Raw genomic sequence first — 21998 nt, 5'->3', positions numbered from 1 at the left:
CGGCTGATCCTTCACAACACCGGAGTCCGGTCATGTCCACCGTTATCCCTTTGAATGGCTGGGGCGCCGAGACCTCGCCGTTTCATGCCGCCGAACTCGCCGCCCAGCAGCGCGTGGGCGTGAGAAGCGTGGCGGAGGCGTCGGGACGCCGGGGGATCCGGCGCTACATGCCGGACCAGCATCGCAAGTTTTTCTCCGAGCAGCCCTTCATGGTGTTCGGCGGCGTCGACGTGCACGGGCAGCCGTGGGCGACGGTGCGCGCCGGCCGGCCGGGCTTTGTGTCGTCGCCGGATGCGAAGACGTTGCGCATAGAGGGCGGTGCTTTAGCCGGCGATCCGCTCGCGGATAGCTGGCAGAAGGGTTCGATGATCGGCGGTCTCGGGCTGCAGCCGCAGACTCGCAGGCGCAACCGGATCAACGGCATGGTGACGTCGGCGGACGCGGCGGCGTTGACGCTCGAGGTTCGTCAGAGTTTCGGCAACTGCAACAAGTACATCCAGAGTCGCACACCGACCTGGGTGGAGCAGAGTACGTCGGAACCTTCCGAGCCGCCGGAAATTGCGACACAACTCAGCGGTGCCGACCGCGCATTCCTGGCGCGAGCGGATACGTTTTTCATCGCGAGCGCAAATCTTGCTGAGGACGCGGGTCTCGCGCGCGGCGTCGACGTTTCGCATCGCGGCGGCGCACCGGGATTTGTGCGTGTCGACGATGAGCACACGCTGACCACGCCGGACTTTGTTGGCAACAATTTCTTCAACACGATTGGCAACCTGATCCATGACCCGCGCGCCGGGCTGTTGTTCATCGACTTTGCGAGCGGCGATCTGCTGTATATCGCGGCGCGCGCGGAAATCGTGTGGGACGGCGCGCAGCTGGCTGCCTTCGAAGGCGCGCAACGTCTGGTTCGTTTTCACATACAGGAAGTGCGGCGCAGCCGGAGCGCGCTGCCGTTTCGCTGGTCGGACGTCGAGTACGCGCCGCAGTTCGCGGCGGCGGTGCAAAAGCCGGTGGCCGTATCGCCGTGGCACAAGCTGAAAGTCGCGGCGGTGGTCGAGGAGACTGCGTCGATCCGTTCGTTCTATTTTGAATCTGTCGACGGGGCGCCGTTGCCGTCGTACAAGCCGGGGCAGTTTCTGCCGATCCGCGTGCCGGTGGCGGACTCCACCACGCCTTTGTCGCGGACCTACACGCTGTCCGATGCGCACGATGCGCAGCGGTATCGAATCAGCGTGAAGCGCGAGGGCGTGGCTTCGCAATGGCTGCATGAGCATCTCATTGCCGGAGCGCAGATCGAAGCGATGAAGCCGCGCGGTGCCTTCGTCTTCGATGAGGACAGCCCGCGGCCTGCCGTGTTGATCTCGGCGGGCATCGGCATCACACCGATGATGGCGATGCTTCGGCATGCGTTGACAGCGTCACGCACGGAGGCCGCGCAAGCGAAGCGGGTGTTCTTCTTTCACGGTGCGCGTAGCGATCGCGAACGTGCGTTCAGCGCGCAGTTGAAAGAGCTTGCCGCGCACAACACCGCGCTTTCCCTGCATCTTTTCGATAGCGCCGCCGATGAGGCCGCCGCAGGCGTGTCGGCCGGGCGTGTGAGCATCGACGCGTTAAAGCGCGCGCTTCCTTTCGACGACTACGACTTCTATCTCTGCGGCCCCGAGCAGTTCATGCGTGACCTGTATGAAGGTCTGCGCGGATTGAATGTCGCCGACGAACGGATTCGTTTCGAAGCGTTCGGTCCGGCGAGCGTCAAACGTGTGCTTGCCATCAAGAGTGAGCCGATGCCGGTGGATACGTCGGCAAAAGACGCGGCCGCGGTGCAAGTGACCTTTGCGCGCTCCGGGCGCACGATTCAATGGCTGCCGCGCGACGGCAGCCTGCTTGAATTGGCCGAAGCGCACGGTATCGACGCGCCGTCGAGTTGCAGGTCGGGAATGTGCGGGACATGTTCGACGCGTTTGTTGTCGGGCCAGGTCAAGTACGACGGCGAAGTGGAGGCGCAAATCGAAGCCGGCGCGGCGCTGGTTTGCATGGCGCATCCGGTGGCCGGCGACGCGGATGTGACGCTGGATCTTTGATCGACGGCGGCGCAAAGCCAACGCCTGATGGTGCTCGCTCGGCTAATCCCGGGATTTTCGGCCGGCGGCGACGTCAGGGCGGCATCTGTTCGGGCGGACCGTCGAGAATACGGAGCTTGCCGGCTATGTCGGGAATATTGCGGCCGCCCGAGCGTGCTTCGTTGTCAAGTCGATGCGCGGTTGCACGGCAATGCACGAGCGTGTCATGCAGCCGGGGCTCCGCCTGAAGGGCGGTCACCACCTTTTCCAGCTCAGCCGGGGACTCACTCAGAAGGGCGGGGACGACCTCTTCCGGCGGTATCAGAGAACCGTTACTGAGAAGCTGTGCGGTCCAGTCGGATCCGTACAGAAGCGCGCGTCGCTCGGCCCTTTGCGCTTCTTCCTGGTCCAGCGCGGCGAGGCTATGGCGGCTTCTGTGAAGGGAAGTGCGCCAGGTCGTGAGGATGTCGGTGCGCAGTCTGGCAATTGCGTCACCGAGCGGCGCGTTCTGCCCACCCGCCGCGAGGCGGCGTTCATCGAGGCGGTCGACGTAGTCCCGATATCCGTCGAGGAAAGATTGCCAGTTCAGCGGCAGTTCGGTCGTCTGCGCGAACGAGTGGTTGAGCTCACCAAGCTCGTTGCTGATTTCGTGAAGGGCCTGCGTGTCGGCAAGACGTGCTTCATAGACGTCATGCGCCGTCACCATCTGGCGGTGCAGGGGAAACAGGGGATTGCCGTGGCGTCGTTGCAGATGCCGCTCGGCAGCGCCCGGATGGGCGCTCCATTTCCAGTTGGATAGCGATTTCGCGTCAAAGTCGACTTTGTCGATCATCGCCCGGAAGACCGCCAACGCCTCCTCCGTTGCATGGCGAAAGCAGTCAGCTAGCTTGTAGTCGTTGCCTTGCAGACTGGCGCTCTCATTTTCTCCGGCATAAGGGGACTCCGGTGCAAGCCGGAGGAAACCCGTGGCCAGAAAGAATTCCATCGGCAGCTCAACCGGCAGGCTTTCCAGCCGGAACGTACGCTCCTGGGAAGAAATTCCCTCGATAGAATGCGCAAGGCGATTTTCGAAGTCGAGGAGGGCATCGATCCTCTCACCGGATGACGGTTGCGCTTCCTCAGCGAACAGACAGAACGACTCACGCACCATGCGTGCCGCGATCGTGCCGTGCTTCTCGGCAAAGAGCCAGAACCAGAGAGCGAGCTGATATCCCCGGACTCCGTTTCGCAGGACCGGTTCGACATCTGGCGTGAATGTGATGCCGGGCGCGGCCCACCCTGCGAACGGTGCGGCATCGCTGCTCAGGTACATGCCCAGAAGCTGCTTGATCGACTGATTCGTATCGTTGGGCCAGCTTTGCGTCCCATCTTGCCGCTTCTCGGTCTTCCAGAGTCTCCAAACCATCCTGAACCTCGCAAAGGGGTAGGGTGTGCGCCTTGGCAACGATACTTGCACACCCGGCCGCCGATCACTGAACCGGTTCCGCCAAAAACAAGGCTTTTTCCGCCCGCTCATGCGCGAGAGGGCGCTGGACACCCCACACCGACACTTTCAGCGCCACGCGGGGTTTATAAATTTCTGACTACACTGCTCGCCAGTGTGCGCAGTTCGTCGAACTGCGTAACGAGTTCGAGGCACAGAACGAAGGCCAGCATCCCTGAAGGCGCGGGGTGGCGTTCGATCCATCGCAGCGCCGGCGTGGCGTAGCGCACGCGGATGGCATCTCGCGTCATGACATAGGTAATGACGATGCCCACAGCGGCGCCCACCAGCAAATCGGTCGGGTAGTGAAAGCCGAGATAAGCGCGCGGAAGGCAAATGAACAGCGCCGTATAGAGAATCGCCAGCACGCCGATGCGACGCGACACGAGGAAGATACCGGTGGCGACCGCCATCCATAGCATCGCGTGGTCGCTGGGGAAGGAACTCCAGCTTGTCAGCAGTGCGTCGTTGATATCGCTACCTGCAAATTGCAGATGCAGTTCGGCGTTGTAGACGGGGCGGACCCGGAACGGCAACCAGTGAGTCAGCAGTCTTCCGACGACGAGCGCCGCGAGGCCGCTGAAAAGCGTCGCAAGAACCATTTCTTGTCGCCATTCGCGGCGCTCGTCGTGCTGAAACCACATCCACCAAAGCACGGGAATGAGTACGAGGCCTTTGAATGTGTAAAGGTCGGCGATACTTGCAATGGATCGCGTCGCGAGATGGCCGAAGTGTAGGTTGGACAGATATGTTTCGATAGACAAATCGAAGCTGTTCATTATTTTGTAATAAAGTTGAGCCAGGCGACCGAGATTAGCATATCCCAATCAATGCGCCGCCTTTCCTGGCGCTCACGCGATATCCGTCAATCGCGCGTCAATTGCGCGTCGATAGCCGCGGCGGACATGTCGCCGGCACTGCTTGCTTTAGCGCGTCACACGCTTTCCGAACTTCCACTTGCATACGGACGCCCAATGGGGATCCGCGCGTGAAGCGGAAGGGCGTTTCGCGGCGCGTGCAGCGGCGGTGCGGATTGACTGCTCAGCCGATCAATACCGAATCACCCTTCTCGACGTACGCCTGCAGCAAATGATGGGCAATGGCGAATGGCTTGGGCGCCGAGAGTCTGTCGGCATGCGTTCCCGCGAGCATCGCCGCAACCTCCTCACGGGAGAACCAGCGGGCGTCTTCGAGTTCTATCGTATCGATGACGATGTCAGTATCGCTCGCTTGCGCAAAGCACCCGATCATTAGCGATGAAGGAAACGGCCACGGCTGCGACGCAAAGTAGACAACCTGCGCACACGTCACGCCGGCCTCCTCCATTACTTCGCGGCGCACGGCGTCTTCGGCGGTCTCGCCCGGTTCGACGAAACCGGCAAGCGCCGAGTACATGCCCTTGCCAAAATGCCGCTGGCGGCCGAGCAGACACCGTTCGCCGTCTATCACCAGCATGATCACGACTGGATCCACCCGTGGAAAATGGCGCGCGCCGCAAACATCGCAGATGCGTTGCCAGCCGGCGTTGGTGACGCGGCTTGCGGAGCGGCAGTTCGCGCAGAAGCCGTGGCGGCGATGCCAATCGAGCATCGACTTGGCCTCAGCCAGAACGCCGAGGGCTCCAGCTGCGACGAGGTCTTGCAGCGCTAGCGAGCGAAGGTCGATGTGTTCATGCCCGCTGTCAGGCTCCGGGTCCGCAGGCGCGAAGCCGAGCGCAAAACGTCCGCTGCCGTCGCTTTCTTCGCCCAGGAAAATACGATGAAGCGGCTCGCCGAAGGCGGTGGTTTCGCCGGCGGCGAACCACGGATCGTACTCGCTGCCTCGCTTAAGCAAAGGGACGTCGCCATGGAAGACGAGAAAGCGCGCGGCAGGATGGTTGCGCAGATGCTCGATGAAGGCGTGGTCGTCCCGCTTGTCGGAGTGGCGGTCGAGCGGGTTGAAGTTAAAGCCGATGGACGCGGAAGTGGCGATCATCACGGTCGTCAAGGTAGCAGGGAGATCCGCAAGTATGGCACGGGGTTGGGCTTTATCGCCCGTTCAGGTCCAGTCGGCTCGCAGGGGGTGATGGCCAGATGGAGGAGGGTGCGCAAAGGAGACCACGCATCCATATCCCTGCCACGTCAACTCAGCGCAAACTTCGAACCTGGCTCGGCGTAACACCTCCGGAAAACCGATTGCCGAAATGGGTTCTCGTGTAGTTGACGACAGCGGCGACCTGATTGTCATCCATCTCGTCGCCAAACGATGGCATCGACTTTCGCCCGTGGAGTACGTTGATGATAACGTAGGGTGCGGCTTCGACTGCCGGGTTGTCAGCGAGCGCGGGGAAGTGACCCGCGCCCTGTGCGCCTTTTCCATCCGGCATATGGCATCCAGCGCAACTGGCGTTGTAAAGCGCTTCGCCGCTTTTTTCGGTGAAGCGGTAGCCCGGCGAAATCGTGAAGGTGCGCGTCGCGTCCTGCGCCACCGCCTGAGCCGGTATCGTCGCGGCGCCCATCGACATGGCGATCAGCATCACGCCGAGGATCAGCGTTGGCCTATCCATTGACGATTCTCCGATGCAATCGGGTGATCGCATCCAGTGACGACAGCACGGCGCCCTCCTGCCATGCCGGAATATGGGAAGCGTGCTCGCCGGCGAGGACGATCCGTCCGTCGATCTGACAGAGATTCGCGTAATGCGCCTGTCTCAACGCGTCCGTCCAGGCAGCGAAACAGCCATTCGTAAACGGTGACCGGCTCCAGCTCATCGCGAAGCCGTTCTGGTACTCACGCGCGTACTGCGGATGAATCTGGCTGCCCTGGCTCAATGCCACGGCGATCCGTTCGGCCGGCGGCAGCGCACCCATCTCATAGCTGGCGGGCCCCCACATGTAGGCGCCGAGCAGCACCGCAGGACCGCTCGAACCGTAACCTGTTGCCGGATAGCCGATCGTCGAGATCGGCAGGTCGGTGTGCGTGATGCCGCCGTAGATCTGCTCGTCTTCCTCCCAGAAGCGCCGGCCGAATTGCAAGCCGATTTTCACCGATGTCTCGTAAGGTACGGCATCGATTGCGGCGCGCATGGCCGGGCCAACCGCAATGTCGATCTGACTCAGAATCGAGAGCGGAATGGTGCACACGAGCCAGTCCGCGTGCGCGTTCCGTTCGGTCCGGGTGGTCGTATCGGTATAGCGCACGGTGACGCCGTGCTCGTCCTGCAGGATGCCCGTGACTCTGGCGTTGAACACCACGGCGCTCGCGACCTGCGAATGAAGCGCATGAGCAATCCGGTCCATGCCGCCGACGGGCTGGAAGAGGGTGCTCTGATAGTCCAGCTCGTTGCCCGAAGACAGCCATTGCCACAAGCGCGATGCAAGCAACGGTTGGCGCGGCAGCAGATTCGATGGCACGGCCTCGGGCATCAGCCCACCGCCATGCGCGGTTTTGAATCCACGGCGTTCGCTGCTTCGGCCGCCCATCTGGTAGCGACCATCCCGACCGAGCGCTCCCCATTGGCGCAGGGATTCGAGTAGCAGTTGCGCATCGTCGGCTGACAGCGCATCGTCGAGTGTGTCTTTGCGCATCGCTTTGGAAAGCAACTCGGCAATATACCCTTGATAGTCCGTCTGCACCGCGCGGAATCGCTGGGGTTGGCCACCGAAGGCCTCTGTCGAATGCAGGTAGGCGTTGTAGTTGACCTGGATAAATGGCTCGAGCGGCACCTTCAGGCGCCTTGCGTAGTCGAGTACACCTTGGTGATGATACGGAATGCGCCACGGCCCCGGGTTCAGATAAAGACCGTCAGCGAAATCGCAGTACTGGGTGGCACCGCCGAGTTCTGTATAACGATCGCCACCCCTGACAGTCCACGCCCGGCCACCCGCGCGGTCGTTGTATTCGAGCACCTGTACGTGGTAGCCCGCGTTCCTCAACTCAAAGGCCGCGACGAGGCCGGCCATGCCCGCGCCGAGCACAAGAATGCGCGTTCCTTTGGGCGCGCCGTCGAGCCGGATCGGTCCGGCATAGGTGGAGGCAGCGGCGAACCCGAGCGTGCCCATACCTTGCATCATGGCGGCCGCGCCGAGGTTCCTGCCGATCAGCGTCAGTAGATGCCGGCGGCTCATAGCGTTGGGGGTCATTCTCGACATAAGGACCTGGTGTCCTGATTGGAGAAACGATAGCGAGCTAAGTCAGATGGCGGCCCGGGTTGCGAAGGCATGCGGCTACCGTCGCTTGAACCGGGCTCGATGCGAATCAAAACTATGAACTGTTTTTCTTCGCCGTGTGCAACTGTCCGTTATCAGGAGTCGTCGCAGCCGCCGGACTGCGTGAACCTAAAGCTCTTAGCCAAGCCAGCTATATGAGAATCGCTCCCTCCTGATGCGACAGGCCGCGAATATTTTCTATCGGGACGGACGTGTCGAGACGTGGGTCTTCGCCTGGGAACAGCCCATAGATCATACGATTTCTTTCAAAGACTGGCGTGACGCGGTCATCTGGAAATCGGCGGAAGGTCTGGACAACAGAAAGTCCTGATATTTAACTGGATCCGCCTCCGCGCTTTCATGGCAGCCGCACCAGGCCTCTCAACGATGCAGGAGCGACGGATAATTGCGCGACACTTCGAGGTGGCCGCGTCCTGAGGAAAGTGCCCTGGACAATCCTGCTCGTTCTATCGCCTGAAGCCTGGCGCTGGCCTGGGACTGCCAGCGGCCCGTAAAACGGCCGCCAGCGCGGATCGTGGCGCGGGAACTTGCGCCCGCCATCCGACACCCAGCGCGAACGCGGTTGTGGATCCCCCCAGGAATAGCCTGTAGGCGAGCAGGTCCTCGTGCGTGAGCGATGACAAAGGCTTGCCCAGCTGTACGATTGACCACAACAGGAGCCGCTCAGCTTCCTTGCGGTAGTTTTCGCAAGTGGTCTTCGTGTCGACGACACGTGCAAGCCACGCGCGTATCGCACTCAGGTCGTCCGCTGTGGCCAGGCCGCGCTGGACGTCTCAAGAAAGTGATCCCTTCACCTCTCGTCGGTCGCAAATGAAGTGCCAGACAATCCGCTTGCACGCGCGCCGTCTACAGTTCTCCGCGCGCTGCAAGGGCCTTGATGCGATCGGCGGTGCGGCACGCAATGGCCTGTATCGTCAGCGACGGATTCACGCCGCCGACGGTCGGAAACACCGAGCCGTCACAGATCCACAGGTTGCGGATGTCCCAGCTTCGGCAGTCGGCATTGACGACGCTCGTCGCCGGATCGTCGCCCATGCGCGCGGTGCCGTTCAGGTGGCAGGTGTCGTCGGTTTCGCGCCAGATCTCCGAGCCGCCCGCGGCCGCGAGCGCACGCTCCATGAAGCCGAGAGAATGGTCGATCAGGCGTTTGTCGTTATCGCACCAGGAGTACGTGACGCGCGCGACGGGCAGGCCGTACTGGTCCTTTTCGTCGGCGAGCGTGACGCGGTTGCGTTCCTGCGGCAGCATTTCGCCCACGATCTTCAGCCCGGCCTGGTGGTTGTATTTGTGCATCTCGGCGGCGAGCGCGTCGCCCCATAAGCCGCGGCCGTTCTGCGATGCGGCCCACGCGTTCGGCAACGGGCCCTGGCTCATGTACGCGTAGCCGCCGAAGAAATCCTTGCCCTTGTCGGTGTAATTCCAGTGTTCGGTGATCGCGAGGGAAGGCGGCCCTTTATACCAGCGGATTTCTTCATCGAAGGTACCGTATACGGCCTGGTTCGACTGCGCCATCAGGTTCTTGCCGACCATCCCGGAACTATTCGCGAGCCCGTCGGGAAAGCGGCCGTTCGCCGACATCAGCAAGAGACGCGGCGTTTCGATCGCGTAGCCCGCCACCACCACGTTCTTAGCGCGCTGGAATTGCCAGCGTCCTTCGCGCAGATATTCGACGCCGGTGGCAAGCCCCGCGTCGTTGGTGACGACGCGGCCCACCATCGCAAGATCGCGCACTTCGGCGCCCGCGCACACCGCGCGCGGAATCCACGTAACCAGCGCGCTCTGCTTCGCGTTGGTCGCGCAGCCGGACACGCAAAAGCCGCGATAGACGCACGGATGCGCCTTGCCGCGCGGCGCGGAAAGCGTCGCGAGCGGCGTCGCGCTCCAGCCGATGCCGAGCGCCTCCGCGCCGCGCGCGAGCACCATCGCGGCGGCGTTCAGTTCGTGCGGACGATACGGATAGCGCGGCCGCTTCGGTCCCCACGGATAGTCGACCGGCCCCGCGATCTTCAACGCGTCTTCGACTTGCGCGTAGTAGCGCCACATCTCGCGCCAATCGAGCGGCCAGTCCGCGCCATAACCGAGCAGGCTGCGCGACTTGAACCACTCGGGACGAAAGCGCAGCGAGACCATCGCGAAGTGCACGGTGCTGCCGCCGACTGCTTTGCCGCTGTTGTTGTTGCCGAGCTTGAGCGGATTGTCGCCGTCGCAGATGCGCTCGTCGGTCCAGAAGAGTTTTGCCTGATGCGCTTCGTCCGACGCGAATTCTTCGAGCGGACGCCACCACGCGCCCGCATCGAACGCGACGACCTTGAAGCCCAGTTCCGCCAGCCGGCAAGCGAGTGTGCCGCCGCCCGCGCCGGTGCCGACGATCGCGAAGTCGACTTCCTCGTCGTTCGGATACATGCGCATCGGCACCCAGCCGCCGCGCACGAATACATCCGGCGCGCGCCCGCCGGTGCCGCGCGGCTCGTGTCGAGCGTCATCGAACACGGCGGTTCTCCCGCGCGGCGTGCGCTTCGTCGCCGGGATGCGCTTCGACCGCTTCCCACGGATCGCGCCGGTTGAAGTACATCCGCACGTAACCGCGCGGATTCGCGGGGCCGCCGAAGCCGATCTCGCTCCACGCGTGCGGGTGCGCGTAATACAAGCCGCAGATGTCGTGCAGCACGCGCTCGGCGAAGAACAGTTTGGCTGGCATGCCGCGCCACGCCGCGCCGCTCAGTTCGCCGCGTTGCATCCGTTCGAGAAGCGCGACCTGTGCGTTTCGTTCGATGCTCGCGAACGGCAATTCGTGACGCCCGCGGCTTTCGGCGTCGAGCGCGGCGAGGCCGGTGCGCCACGCATCTCTTTGCGGCGGCAGCCGCGCATCGCGATAACCGTCGCCGCTATTCGCATGCAGCCGCGCATCAAGCAGCGCGGCGAGCGGCACGACCGGCTCGGCGTTCGCCTGCGGCATGATGCACGCGCACAACGCGTTCACGGCGAGCCATTCAACCGGGTTGAAAAAGCGCGGTTCCTGGGGCGTTGCGAGCCGCTCGTCGATCACCGCGCGCGTCGGTTCGTCCCATGACGGCGTGCTGCGTTTGTCGAGAACGTCGTAGCCCGGATAGCTGGTTTGCCGTGCACTCACTTTTCGGTCTCCCGCAGTTTCATCGCGGCGAGTCCCGCGAGCGCCAGCGCCGAAAAACTCGGCGGCGCGGGCAGCGGCGGCCCGGCGAACAGGTTCTGGCTCCAGTTGCGCCAGCCGCCCTGGCGCCGCGCGATACCGCGCGCGTGAAAGCCCGCGCCCGCCACGCCGAGCAGCGTCGTCACGTGCAGCCATAAGCGGACGAACCAGCGCTCGCGCGGCTGCGCCAGTGCGGCCTGCGCGAGCAGCGCCGCCGCGATCGGCGGCACCGAGACCGGCGCATACATCGCGCGATGCTGGAACGAGCCGCGAAAATGCAGCAGCGCCGCCTCGCCGACCGTCCCGATCAAGCCCGCCGCCACCAGCAAGCCCAACGCGCGGCCCGCAGGCATGCCGAGCAGTCGCGGCTCGTGAGCGGGTTCGTCGCGCAGTCTCTCGGCGACCGCGCCGAGTGCGCCGGACAGCAGCAGCGCAATCGGCGCGCCGACCGGCGCCGCATGAAAGAGGTTGTTCCAGCTCCAGCCGCCGGGCCGCTTCGTCACGTTGTACAGATGGAAACCGGTGCCTGCAATTCCGGTCGCCGCCGCGCTGCAGTAGATCGCATGCCGGACATGGTGTCTGCGCGACCGGTTATCCTTGCCGCCATGCACGCCGGCCGCGAGCGACAAACTTGCGACGACGAGCGGCGTCCACATCGCGGGGTTGTCGAACGAGCCGCGGTAGTGCTCCATTGCGCTGTCGGTCAGCACGGACAGCGCGAGCAGCGCGGCGCTGTGATTGAACGACCGCGCGGCTTCGATATGAACGTGTGTGGCCGGCGCGGCGGCCAACGCTCGCGGCTTTGGCGTGCGGGTCCTGGATTTGCCTGCGTCAGACGATGACGCGGCGTCGCCCCGCGTGCTCAACGAAACGATCGCGGCCGCGCCTGCGATGGTCCATAACATGCCGAGTACGCGTGAGGAATTCATGAGTGCCGCTCCCGTGCTGTGTCGCCGGTCTGTGCGACGAGGTAGGGCGCCGCGTCGGCGCGCTTGAATTCGAGTCCGCAGCCGGGCCGCGACAGATCTGGCGCGATCGCGCCGTCACGCGGTTGCGGCGCGCCGTCGAACAGCATCGCTTCGATACGCACGTGATCGTGAAACCACTCCTGATGACGCAGACGCGGCGCTGCGCACGCCACATGAAGATGCAGCGCGGGCGCGCAGTGCGCCGACAGCGGCAGGTGATACGCATCGCACAGCGTGGCGGCTTGCAGAAAGCCCGTGATACCGCCGCAACGGCTCGCGTCCGCCTGCAGCACGTCGACCGAAGGCGCAGCAAGCAGCCGCTTGAAGTCGTCGAGCGTGTAGCCGTATTCGCCCGCCGCGATGTCCATACCGGCCGGTGCGTGCTCGCGCACGACGGCCATCCCGCACGCGTCGTCGGATGAAACGGGTTCTTCGAACCACTCCACTTGCTGTTCGGTGAAGCACTGCGCGCACCGCAACGCTTCTTTCACGGACAGCGCGCCGTTCGCATCGACGAACAGGCCGGCGTCGCCGATCGCCGCGCGTGCCGCCTTCACGCGCTCCGGGTCTTGTTGCGGGTCGCTGCCGATCTTCATCTTGACCCAGCGGCAGCCGTCGCGCCCGGTCCAGTGCGATAGCTGTTCCTGCAAACGGGCGTTGTCGTAAGTGGTGAAACCGCCGCTGCCGTAGAGCGGCACGGTGTGGCGCGCGGCGCCCAGCAGTCTGACGAGCGGCACGCCGAGCAGCTTCGCCTTCAGATCCCACAGCGCGCAATCTATCGCGGAGATCGCGGTGGCCGCCAACCCAGCGCGGCCGAGATTGCGCACCTGGTACTGCATACGCCGCCAGTGCGCGCGCACGTCCCACGCATCGTGCTTCAGCACGCAGTCCGCGAGCGTGTGGTGAATCAGCGCGACGGTGCTCGCGTCGCTATAGGTGTAGCCGATGCCGGTCTCACCGGCCGCATCGACTTCGACAATCACCAGCGTGGTGGCGTCCCATGCGAACGTGCCGTCGGCTTCAGGCGCGTCGGTGGGAATGCGGTAGGCGCAGGCGCGCAGCGCCTGAACCGGCGCTTGCGCGCTGCCGTGCGTGACGTTGCTGCCGTTCATGCCGCACCTCGGGCGCGTTATTTGTCGTGATGACCGGGAAGCACCGCGCCGAGCACCTGCTTCGCCGTTTCGACGATCACGTTGCCTTCGTCCGGGTCGCCCTTTATCAGCGTCGTCGCAAACGCCTCGGCCTGCGCGAGCGTAATGTGCGGCGGCAGCGGCGCGATGTTGGGATCAGCCTTTACTTCGATCACGACCGGCTGGTTCGCCGCGAGCGCTTCATCCCACGCGACGCCCATCTTCCCGGCGTCGTCCACGTAGATGCCCTTCAGTCCTATCAGCTCCGCGAACTTGTGATACGGCACCGAAGGAATGTCCTGCGATGCCTCGAACTTCGGATCGCCTTCCATCGCGCGCTGTTCCCAGGTCACCTGGTTGAGATCCTGGTTGTTGAGCACCATGCAGATCCAGCGCGGATCGGACCAGCGCTGCCAGTACTTCGATACGGTGATCAGCTCGGCCATGTTGTTCATCTGCATCGCGCCGTCGCCAACGAGCGCGATCACCGGACGTTCCGGATACGCGAACTTCGCGGCAATCGCGTACGGCACTGCCGCGCCCATCGACGCGAGTCCGCCCGACAGCGAGCACATCATGCCGCGCTGCACCTGCAAATCGCGCGCGTACCAGTTCGCGACCGAGCCCGAATCGCTCGTCACGATGGCGTTCGACGGGATGCGCTAAGACAGCTCCCAGACTGTGCGCTGCGGATTGACCGCGTCCTTGCCGGGTTCGTGCGCGCGCTTGTCGAGCGTCTTCCACCAGTCCCCGGTCCAGTCTTCGATCTGTTCGCGCCACTTGCGATCCTTCTTTTCTTCGAGCAGCGGCAGCAGCGCGCTCAGCGTCTGCGCGCTGTCGCCGACCAGATTCACTTCCATCGGGTAACGCAGGCTCAGCATGTCGGCCTTCAGGTCGATCTGCACGCCGCGCGCGTCGCCTTCCTTCGGCAGAAATTCCGAGTATGGGAAGCCGGAGCCGATCATCAGCAGCGTATCGCAGCGCGTCATCAGATCGTAGCTCGGCTTCGTGCCGAGCAGTCCGATCGAGCCGGTGACCCACGGCAAATCGTCAGGCAGCACGGCTTTGCCGAGCAGCGCCTTGGCCACGCCGGCACCGAGCTTGTCGGCGATGGCGATCACTTCGTCGGTGGCGTGCAGCGCGCCCGCGCCGACCAGAATCGCCACCTTCTTGCCCGCGTTCAGCACGTCGGCGGCTTGCCGAAGCTGGTCGTCGTGCGGCACGAGACGCGGCGCGCGATAACCCACGCCCGAATGCAGCGTGCCGTGTTTGCGGGCGGGCGGCTCGTAAGTCAAATCCTGCACATCGTTCGGGAGCACTATCGCGGTGACCTTACGTTCGGACAGCGCAATTCGAACCGCGCGGTCCACCAGATGCCGCACCTGGGCGGGCACCACGGCCTGCTCGACGAACGCGCCGGCCACGTCCTTGAACATCGACACCAGATCGAGTTCCTGCTGATAGTGACCGCCGAGCGCGGCGCGCGCCTGCTGGCCGACGAGCGCGAGCACCGGCATATGGTCCATGCGCGCGTCGTAAAGACCTGTGATCAGGTGCGACGCGCCGGGGCCGGATGTGGCGATGCACACGCCCAGCTCACCGGTAAATTTCGCGTGCGCGGAAGCCATGAAGGCGGCCATCTCTTCATGTCGTACCTGAATGAATTCGATCGGGCCGGCGAGCCGGTTTTTCCCTTTGTCACCTTTGCCTTTTTCCGCGGCGGCCTGCGCGCGGTTCAGCGCGCCGAACACGCCGTTGATGCCATCGCCAGGATAGCCGTAAATGCGGCGCACGCCCCATGCATGCAGCCGCTCGATGATGAAGTCGCCAACGGTTTGCGCCATACAAATCTCCTCAGGCCCATCTCGCGGATGGTCTCGCGACGAGCGAGCAATGCAGTCGACGCAAGTACTGTTCCGCGATATTGCAAACCGTAATGTTCGGCATTTCAAATCGTTGCATTCCAGACTAATATTCTCGCGCTGAATGCTTCGGTAGAAGCGGCCCGGGCAGGTGAAGAGGGACGTGGAGTCGCCGTTGTCGCCGAGTGTCCAGTACTTGCGCAGCGTAGCGCATCGCAGCCAAAGAGATCCGGGCGCCGATCAAAAGTACAGTGTAGGGAATTCACAGCGGTGCAGATCTCGTTGATAGCACAGGCCTGAAGATTCGCGCGGTGCAGGAAGCGATTTCGAGAGTGTCTGGCATTGCGAGTGAGATAGCTCCCGCCGCGGCAGAGCAGAGTGCGGGTATCAACCAGGTGAACAATGCAGTCACACAGATGGATAGCACCACTCAACAGAACGTCGCGCTTGTCGAGCAGGCTGCGGCGGTAGCACGAGCTCCGGAGTGTCGTCATCTGCAGGCCACCTGGATAAAACGCTGACGGTGACCAGTTATTGCTCTGGCCACTCAGGGCCATCACGGGAACGCGTCCAATGCGAACGCAGCGCACGATGCTTTGCGGGGCTGTTGGACGAGCGGTACCCGACTGGCCCCCGAATGCGTTGCATCTTGCTGTAATCGTGACGGCGGCCGTAGCTTGACAAGCTGTTGGGACCGTTTCCCGGCAACGCGTTGTGGTCTAGCCAGTCGTTATACCAGTAGCGTGCACGCGACAATCTGGCGCGTCACAACCACTCATCGAAGGAACAGAAACTGCTGGTAGCGGCTGGGAGACAGCATTCCCATACGCTTGCCGTCCATACTGGCCGGAGACCGAATCAACCCAGTACGATTAGAGGATTACGCGATGGCCAAAGTTGTGGTGGTGACCGGCGCTGGCGCAGGGGTCGGGCGGGCGACCGTCGAGGAGTTCGCCCGGCGCGGGTATGACGTCGCGCTGCTGTCGCGCGATGAGGCGCGCGTCGCGCGAGCCGTGGCGGATCTGCAAAGGATGTACCGCGTGCGCGCCCTCGGTATTCCCACGGACGTGGCCGATGCCGAAGCCGTCGAGACGGCAGCTTCACTTGTTGAGCGCAAACTCGGGCCGATCGACGTCTGGGTCAACGTTGCAATGGCTACCGTGTTCGCGCCGGTCTCGAAACTCACTGCGAAAGAGTTCGAGCGCGGTACACGGGTGACTTACCTCGGACAGGTGCATGGGACGATGGCGGCCCTCTCGCGTATGCGAACACGCAACCGCGGGACCATTGTCAACGTTGGATCGGCACTCGGCTACCGCTCCGTTCCGCTCCAGTCGATCTATTGTGGAGCCAAATTCGCAGTGCGGGGTTTCACGGATGCATTGCGCTCAGAAATCATTCATGACAGATTGGACATCCATCTGACGATGGTGGACCTACCTGCAGTCAACACCCCACAATTCGACTGGGCGTTGAACAAGATGGGGAAAAAGGCTCAGCCAATCGCTCCAATTTACGAACCCGAAGTCGCTGCGCGAGCGATTTTCTTTGCGGCCACGCACCGGCGGCGGGAGGTATGGGTGGGCTTCCCTACGGTCAAGACGATTCTCGCAAATCGGATCGCGCCGGCAATGATTGACAGGTATCTGGCCACGGCCGGGTACAAGGGTCAACTTACTGACGAACCGCTTGAACCTGATTCGCCTGATAACCTGTTCAAACCAGTTCCCGGAGATTACGGTGCGCACGGTCGATTTGATCGTCGCTCGAGAGGGAGCGACTGGGAGATATTTACGAGCAGACATCGCAATGCATTCTGGGCGATGATGGGCGCCGCTGTTTTGGGCGGAGCGTACCTGCTTTTCGGCGGGAAGCGCACGAAATAGCGCTTCTAACTACGCGGTGAGGCGGTATTAACCTTCTTCGCCACGCGATTTCCAGCGAACATTTCCAGCGGCCGGCGGGTGGCGGGAGAAAGAGACCGTGAGCAAGCTGATTGAAGATTATGCGCTGCTTGGCGACGGCGAGACTGCTGCGCTACTGGCTAGCGACGGCTCCATTGACTGGCTATGCTGGCCGCGATTCGACGATGATGCGTGCTTTGCGGCGCTACTGGGCACCGATGATCACGGCCATTGGACTCTCGCGCCGGCAGATGGGGGCGCCTCGCAAAGTCGGCGCTATCAGGACGATACCCTTGTGATGGAAACGGACTTCCAGACACCTGACGGTCGGGTGAGGATTATCGACTTCATGCCTGTACGCACGACGTTTTCTTCGCTCGTGCGCATCGTAGTGGGGCTTCAGGGAATCGTAAAAGTACGCAGCGACGTGCGGCTGCGTTTTGACTACGGGGCGCTTGCCCCATGGAGCGTGGCGGAGGCAGACGCCATGATCGCGAAGGTGGGCCCGAATCTGATCGTGTTGCGGGCGTCAGTGAAGCTCTCCGTGAGCGCCGAGTCAACTGTCGCTGAATTCGAGGTGTCAGCCGGGGAGCGTGTCGCTTTCGTCATGAGTTATGAGAACTCACACGAACGGCCACCCGCGCCAATAGACGCAGAGGCAGCGCTCGTTTCAACGCAACGTTTCTGGCGCGACTGGATTGGCCGGTTCGACAATGCCATGACGGACTGGCCGGTTCAGGTCCGTCGTTCGCTGATTACACTCAAGGCGTTGATTCACCGGCGAAGCGGCGGTCTTGTCGCAGCGCCCACTACCTCGCTCCCCGAAGCCCCCGGTGGCGGGATGAACTGGGATTATCGCTACTGCTGGCTGCGAGATGCCAGCTTCACACTTACAGCATTGCTGAACGCCGGCTACCACGAGGAGGCCGAGGGGTGGAGAAACTGGCTACTCCGGGCGATTGCCGGGTCGCCGGATAAACTTCGGATCATGTACCGGGTTGACGGCTCGCGCCATTTGCCGGAGTGGGGTGTGGATGCGCTGCCAGGCTACCGTTTCGCAAAGCCCGTGCGGGTCGGCAACGCCGCATCCACGCAGCACCAGCTCGATGTGTACGGGGAGGTGCTGGACTGCGTCGATCTCGCATCCCGAGGCGGAGTTCCGCCATCGGACCAGGAATTCGTCATTGAACGAAGGCTCGTCGAACATCTCGAAACGATCTGGCGAACCAGAGGTTCCGGGGTGTGGGAGTCGCGAGCCGAGCCGTGCCATTACACGTATTCGAAGGTCATGGTATGGGTGGCGTTCGATCGCTTTGTCAGTCGGCATGCAACGAACGAGCGGGTTAGTCGCGGCCTCTTAAGCCGGATCACTGAGCTCCGTCAGACCGTACGTGACGAGATATATCGGGAAGCCTGGAACGAGGGGCTTGGCACATTCACGCAACACTATGGCGCACAGACACTGGATGCTAGCCTTTTGCTCCTGCCACTGGTCGGGTTCCTCCCGGTAGAGAATCCCCGTATGGCCTCGACAATTGCAACGATTGAGCGGGAACTTGTGGAAGGGGGATTGGTTCGACGCAAAAAGGCGAATGCCGATGGGCCAAACGAGGGGGCGTTTCTCGCGTGCTCCTGCTGGATGGCCGAATGCATGAAATTGCAGGGCCGCGATCGGGAAGCTCGGGAGCAGTTCGAGCGACTACTTGCCGTCGCAAACGATGTGGGACTGCTTGCCGAGGAATACAACGTGCCGGGGCGCCACCTTGCGGGCAATTTCCCGCAGGCACTAACCCATCTTTCGATTGTCAACGCTGCACTTGCTCTAAGTGGGCCTACGCTACGACGGGGCGGCAAGGGATTCAGGGAATAACCCTGGTGGTCTGTGCGGCTCTTGCGGCTCTTCCATGCGGGGGCTGACTAGCTCCTGTCACCTGATGTCCTTGCACGACAATGACCAGAGGTTTGGATATTCACGCGACCAGTTGCCAGAAATGGCCAGTTGGGCCTGTTTCAACGGGAGTTCGTCGGCGCAGACGCAACGCCGCAAGAAAACCGTGAATCGGCGCTTACGGCGCTCTCCGTCGTCGCCTTCCCAGGGAAGGACGTCAAGATTCTCGCGGGCGTCCGGCGAGCCCCCCAGCAGCACCGGCATGCGGAAATCCAGCGCATAGTGAGAGGTCAACGACGGCGCGATACCCTGTTGTGCAAGGAGTTTGTCTTTCAGGCGGATCCGGGCGTCAATAGACGGCATCACCTGAGCAAGGTAGCCTCGGTGGCAGATTGTCGACGCGACTGTCTCCTGGGACACGCGTGCGTCGAGCCAGGCTGGCTGCCCGGCGTACGAAGCGGCAGCGCACGGCAATTGCACGAGTAAAAGCAACGCTGCAACTCTGAGCACGTGGAAAAGATGAGGATTTCGATCTGTCAATCTAGGGGTTCCGTGCGAACTCTCCATCGCGACTGCGGCGCAAATCGCGAAGGAAGGCAGTACCATGCGAAAAACATAGTTTAGCCGCTAAGGCGCGCGTTCAAAAGCGCACTGCGCGGGCGGCCCCGCGGTCCGGGCACCCACGGCTAATGCCAGGCATGTCACTGACCAAGTGCTATGTCGGCCCGCGCCGGACGCCCGCGGAAAATGGCAGGCTAGGCCTTTTTTCGTCGAAGGCCTGGCAGGCCGTGGGCGTACAGTCTACCGATGTCCGTCACCGAACTCGCGGGCGACTTCGTGCCATTCGCACTTCCCATCGTGAAGGGGCAGTGCGACGTCGGCGAAGATTTCGAAGATTCCAATCAGTCCCCCGATGCTGCGCTGGCACAACTCGCTATAGGCAAGTCTCACAGCGTATATCACAGAGTGACATATAATGAACTGAACGCTGTTCTTGTGCAGCTGGCGTCCCGTGGCAGGCAATGTCACGGCGTCCGCGAATGTTGCAATCAGACATTGGAGAAGAGTGATGGTCATCAACAATGACTTCGAATTCGGCTATCTGGTGATCGCCTTCGCGTTTCTTGGAATCATTCTGTTGGGTAGCCTCCTTGCCGCGCTTCACCTCGATCGGTGGCACCCGAAGCTGATTGGCGCTATTGTTGGCGCCCTCCTGGGGGTGGCCCTCATCGAGGCCGTGCCAATGTTCACTTAGCCGTCCACTGGCACGACGGTATGATGCGCCCGATCATTCAGGAAAAGCCGATGTCAACGCCTTTTGATCGCATTCTTCTGTGTTATGACGCAACGCCTGAAGGACAACACGCGTTGCGTTGCGGCGCTGCATTGGCCAGTCGGTTGGGGGCAGAGACACACCTGTTGTCCATTCTCGAGGTTAGAAGTGGGGGGTGGTCAGATTTGCACTGCTGACAGCGTCACTCAGGTCGCGGGCCAGACAAAGATGACATGCTGGGCATTTGCAGGACTCCTTTGATCGCGGTTTGCTGGACGCTGCCAACCGGCGGCCAGACAACATGCCATTTGCCATCTGGTGAAAATGAAAGGGCCGACCGACAATATGCCGAGTGGACTGATTCCATACGCGTCAACCTCGACAGCTGCGACACCCGTCGAGTAGGTGATATCTTCGACAATGCTTTGTTGACGAGCTTCAGCCAGCACTCGCCTGTGGCCGACAGATGTCACAATGTTCGGCGCAGACGCCGTGAGGCCAGACTGTGGGGCCGCACTGGCAATGCAAGCGCCAGCGCAAAAGCAGAAGACGCCGAAAAAAACAACAGTCGTCGCGCGGGGCCCCAAGAATAGCGTCGACATGTCATGTTCCGTGATAAGGCACAACGCGATCGAGAGCAAAGACGGGGGCAAGCGCCGCAACTTTCACTACTCGCTACCGGAGCGGAAGGGGCGCGGTTTTTCGGGGTTGCTCATTTCAGGTTGGTCAGCATAGTTCTGCCTAAAGCCCCCATATAATGTCCGCGTTCTGTTTGCTCGCTTCACGCATCATATCCAGCAGCGGCCACGCTCGTTGTGCGAGCCCTCGATGGTCTTCACCTACAGTGCGACCGTGTGCGTCCGGCACGTGGTAAAGCGATTCGAGCGCAACATCCGCCCGCGCTTCTTCGGAAATCGCTGTTTCGAGACGGACAATCGCTCGAGGCAGTTCATTGTGCTCAATGACGCCTCTTGATCCGAGATGCTTACCTATGAGGTTTAGCAGGTATTGAGCAAGATTCTTGAGCATGACCACGTCGGGCGCGGCAGGTGACCGGAAGGTGATCAGCATGATGAAGTCTCCTAAACGAGCGCGGAACCGCGATGATTTCTTTCGCACCGCAGTTCGTATCTGCCTACCGCAACTGGGACCGCCGACTTGCTGACGCGGTGGGCCAACGGACTCGCGGGCGCACATGAAAACTTTCCGACTACTAATGTCATGCGGCCTGCTGTATGGCTAACGACAATCCACGAGAACGAACGGTCCCATGGGTGCCCCAGCCTACGGCTGGCCACACTTGCGTGCGGGCTCCCATGAACTCGCGTCAGGTCCAGTCAGAGAAGGCCTTAACTGGATTTTATGTCACATCATGACTAATGTAAATATTCTCAGATGTGCCTGACGTCCTTGTCTCGTCGTGTGCCACCGAAATCCGGTTTGCGACTGGCAGCATATGCGCACGCCCCCCCCGACGACTGAAGGGCGGATCGGGTCGTTCATCTCATGGGAAAAGTGCTCAACGCGCGCTGCACGTTGCCGCGTGCCAAGCCTATCTTGGCACAGCCGCGGCCTGAGATGCCGCTCGGAACCTGGTATTATTTGCTAACCGGCGTCCAGCCAAATCCCTGTCCACGAAGTTGTTGGCCGGCGTGCGCACTGTGGAAGTCCAGTTTTTGCAGCGACAGAGGGACGAGATTGCGTTTCGACAAAGAGGGCGGGCTGTACAGGACCCTTGATACCGCTGCTGTCACAGTGGGGGCACCGTTGCTTCTGACGGGGTCGACGGTCGCGGGGTCGGTCATCCCGATCAGCAGGATATGCCCCGGCGCTGCAACAGCAGCGGTGCTGACGGCTAGTGCTGAGAGCGCGGCGCTAAAGGCAATAATGAAGGTTTGCATCTTTCTCCTCCGGGTCGAACGCTGATTTCGCGCTATCTGGAAGTCGGTCGTCCCGTTCCTGCAGAGTGTTTTGGCTAGTCGCCATGGACGCATGGCCTTCCTGTTCCGCACCATTCGCGGATAAGTGGCCCCAGCGTATACGGGCAGAGATTATA

The 21998-nt window shown here is 62.2% G+C and carries 16 protein-coding genes and 4 pseudogenes; 6 read left to right on the top strand and 14 right to left on the bottom strand.

Annotated features, from left to right (window positions below; translation table 11 throughout):
- Window positions 1-32: 32 nt before the first annotated feature.
- Window positions 33-2081 carry a pyridoxamine 5'-phosphate oxidase family protein gene (locus B0G82_RS33560; RefSeq protein ID WP_121310395.1) on the top strand — a complete coding sequence of 683 codons (2049 nt, stop codon included), beginning with the start codon at window positions 33-35 and terminating at the stop codon, window positions 2079-2081.
- Between the two features lie 73 nt (window positions 2082-2154).
- On the opposite strand, the gene B0G82_RS33555 is transcribed toward B0G82_RS33560, so the two are convergent.
- From B0G82_RS33555 to B0G82_RS33505, 11 genes and pseudogenes are all read right to left on the bottom strand, one after another.
- Window positions 2155-3465, bottom strand: a complete 1311-nt coding sequence (locus B0G82_RS33555) for a tryptophan leader peptide (RefSeq protein ID WP_121310394.1) — start codon at window positions 3463-3465, stop codon at window positions 2155-2157.
- A 164-nt stretch (window positions 3466-3629) separates the two neighbouring features.
- On the bottom strand, window positions 3630-4322 hold the full coding sequence (locus B0G82_RS33550; RefSeq protein WP_116144482.1) for a phosphatase PAP2 family protein: 693 nt from the start codon (window positions 4320-4322) through the stop codon (window positions 3630-3632).
- Between the two features lie 262 nt (window positions 4323-4584).
- A complete protein-coding gene (gene nudC / locus B0G82_RS33545; RefSeq protein ID WP_121310393.1) occupies window positions 4585-5517 on the bottom strand; it encodes an NAD(+) diphosphatase in 933 nt (310 codons plus the stop codon).
- 151 nt (window positions 5518-5668) lie between these two features.
- Complete coding sequence (locus tag B0G82_RS33540; RefSeq protein WP_241975048.1) at window positions 5669-6058, bottom strand: cytochrome c; 390 nt, start codon at window positions 6056-6058, stop codon at window positions 5669-5671.
- Between the two features lie 22 nt (window positions 6059-6080).
- Window positions 6081-7673: a flavin monoamine oxidase family protein gene (locus B0G82_RS33535; protein WP_199730200.1), complete on the bottom strand. Its 1593-nt coding sequence runs from the start codon at window positions 7671-7673 to the stop codon at window positions 6081-6083.
- Window positions 7674-8208: 535 nt separating this feature from the next.
- Window positions 8209-8509: pseudogene (locus tag B0G82_RS40775) on the bottom strand (integrase); the annotation flags it as partial.
- An 88-nt stretch (window positions 8510-8597) separates the two neighbouring features.
- On the bottom strand, window positions 8598-10241 hold the full coding sequence (locus tag B0G82_RS33525; RefSeq protein ID WP_121310390.1) for a GMC family oxidoreductase: 1644 nt from the start codon (window positions 10239-10241) through the stop codon (window positions 8598-8600).
- Window positions 10231-10881, bottom strand: coding sequence for a gluconate 2-dehydrogenase subunit 3 family protein (locus B0G82_RS33520; RefSeq protein WP_121310389.1), 651 nt, complete (start codon window positions 10879-10881; stop codon window positions 10231-10233). Before B0G82_RS33520 ends, B0G82_RS33525 begins: the two co-directional genes overlap by 11 nt.
- Window positions 10878-11846, bottom strand: a complete 969-nt coding sequence (locus tag B0G82_RS33515; RefSeq protein ID WP_121310388.1) for a hypothetical protein — start codon at window positions 11844-11846, stop codon at window positions 10878-10880. Before B0G82_RS33515 ends, B0G82_RS33520 begins: the two co-directional genes overlap by 4 nt.
- On the bottom strand, window positions 11843-12997 hold the full coding sequence (locus B0G82_RS33510; protein WP_121310387.1) for an enolase C-terminal domain-like protein: 1155 nt from the start codon (window positions 12995-12997) through the stop codon (window positions 11843-11845). Before B0G82_RS33510 ends, B0G82_RS33515 begins: the two co-directional genes overlap by 4 nt.
- A 17-nt stretch (window positions 12998-13014) precedes the next feature.
- Window positions 13015-14859 (bottom strand): annotated as a pseudogene (locus tag B0G82_RS33505) (thiamine pyrophosphate-requiring protein).
- Window positions 14860-14964: 105 nt separating this feature from the next.
- Here B0G82_RS33505 and B0G82_RS39575 point away from each other — a divergent pair.
- The 3 genes and pseudogenes from B0G82_RS39575 to B0G82_RS33490 form a co-directional block, all read left to right on the top strand.
- Window positions 14965-15398: pseudogene (locus B0G82_RS39575) on the top strand (methyl-accepting chemotaxis protein); the annotation flags it as partial.
- Window positions 15399-15764: 366 nt separating this feature from the next.
- Window positions 15765-16763, top strand: coding sequence for an SDR family oxidoreductase (locus B0G82_RS33495; RefSeq protein ID WP_121310386.1), 999 nt, complete (start codon window positions 15765-15767; stop codon window positions 16761-16763).
- Window positions 16764-16860: 97 nt separating this feature from the next.
- Entirely contained in the window at window positions 16861-18651 is a 1791-nt protein-coding gene (locus B0G82_RS33490) for a glycoside hydrolase family 15 protein (protein ID WP_116144462.1), read from the top strand.
- A gap of 57 nt (window positions 18652-18708) precedes the next feature.
- Here B0G82_RS33490 and B0G82_RS33485 read toward each other — a convergent pair whose 3' ends face one another.
- Window positions 18709-19209, bottom strand: a complete 501-nt coding sequence (locus B0G82_RS33485) for a hypothetical protein (RefSeq protein WP_241974949.1) — start codon at window positions 19207-19209, stop codon at window positions 18709-18711.
- Between the two features lie 529 nt (window positions 19210-19738).
- Here B0G82_RS33485 and B0G82_RS33475 point away from each other — a divergent pair.
- Both B0G82_RS33475 and B0G82_RS33470 read left to right on the top strand, forming a co-directional pair.
- On the top strand, window positions 19739-19924 hold the full coding sequence (locus tag B0G82_RS33475; RefSeq protein ID WP_121310384.1) for a hypothetical protein: 186 nt from the start codon (window positions 19739-19741) through the stop codon (window positions 19922-19924).
- A 50-nt stretch (window positions 19925-19974) separates the two neighbouring features.
- Window positions 19975-20112 (top strand): annotated as a pseudogene (locus B0G82_RS33470) (universal stress protein); the annotation flags it as partial.
- A 571-nt stretch (window positions 20113-20683) separates the two neighbouring features.
- Here the strand turns inward: B0G82_RS33470 and B0G82_RS33465 are convergent.
- Both B0G82_RS33465 and B0G82_RS33460 read right to left on the bottom strand, forming a co-directional pair.
- Window positions 20684-21013: a DUF1840 domain-containing protein gene (locus tag B0G82_RS33465; RefSeq protein WP_116144456.1), complete on the bottom strand. Its 330-nt coding sequence runs from the start codon at window positions 21011-21013 to the stop codon at window positions 20684-20686.
- 527 nt (window positions 21014-21540) lie between these two features.
- Window positions 21541-21843, bottom strand: coding sequence for a hypothetical protein (locus B0G82_RS33460; RefSeq protein ID WP_121310383.1), 303 nt, complete (start codon window positions 21841-21843; stop codon window positions 21541-21543).
- Window positions 21844-21998: the final 155 nt, after the last annotated feature.

Source organism: Paraburkholderia sp. BL17N1, from assembly GCF_003634175.1.
Taxonomy (GTDB): Bacteria; Pseudomonadota; Gammaproteobacteria; order Burkholderiales; family Burkholderiaceae; genus Paraburkholderia.
Note: the sequence above shows the minus strand (reverse complement) of the source record. Positions and strands in the feature narration are given on the sequence as shown.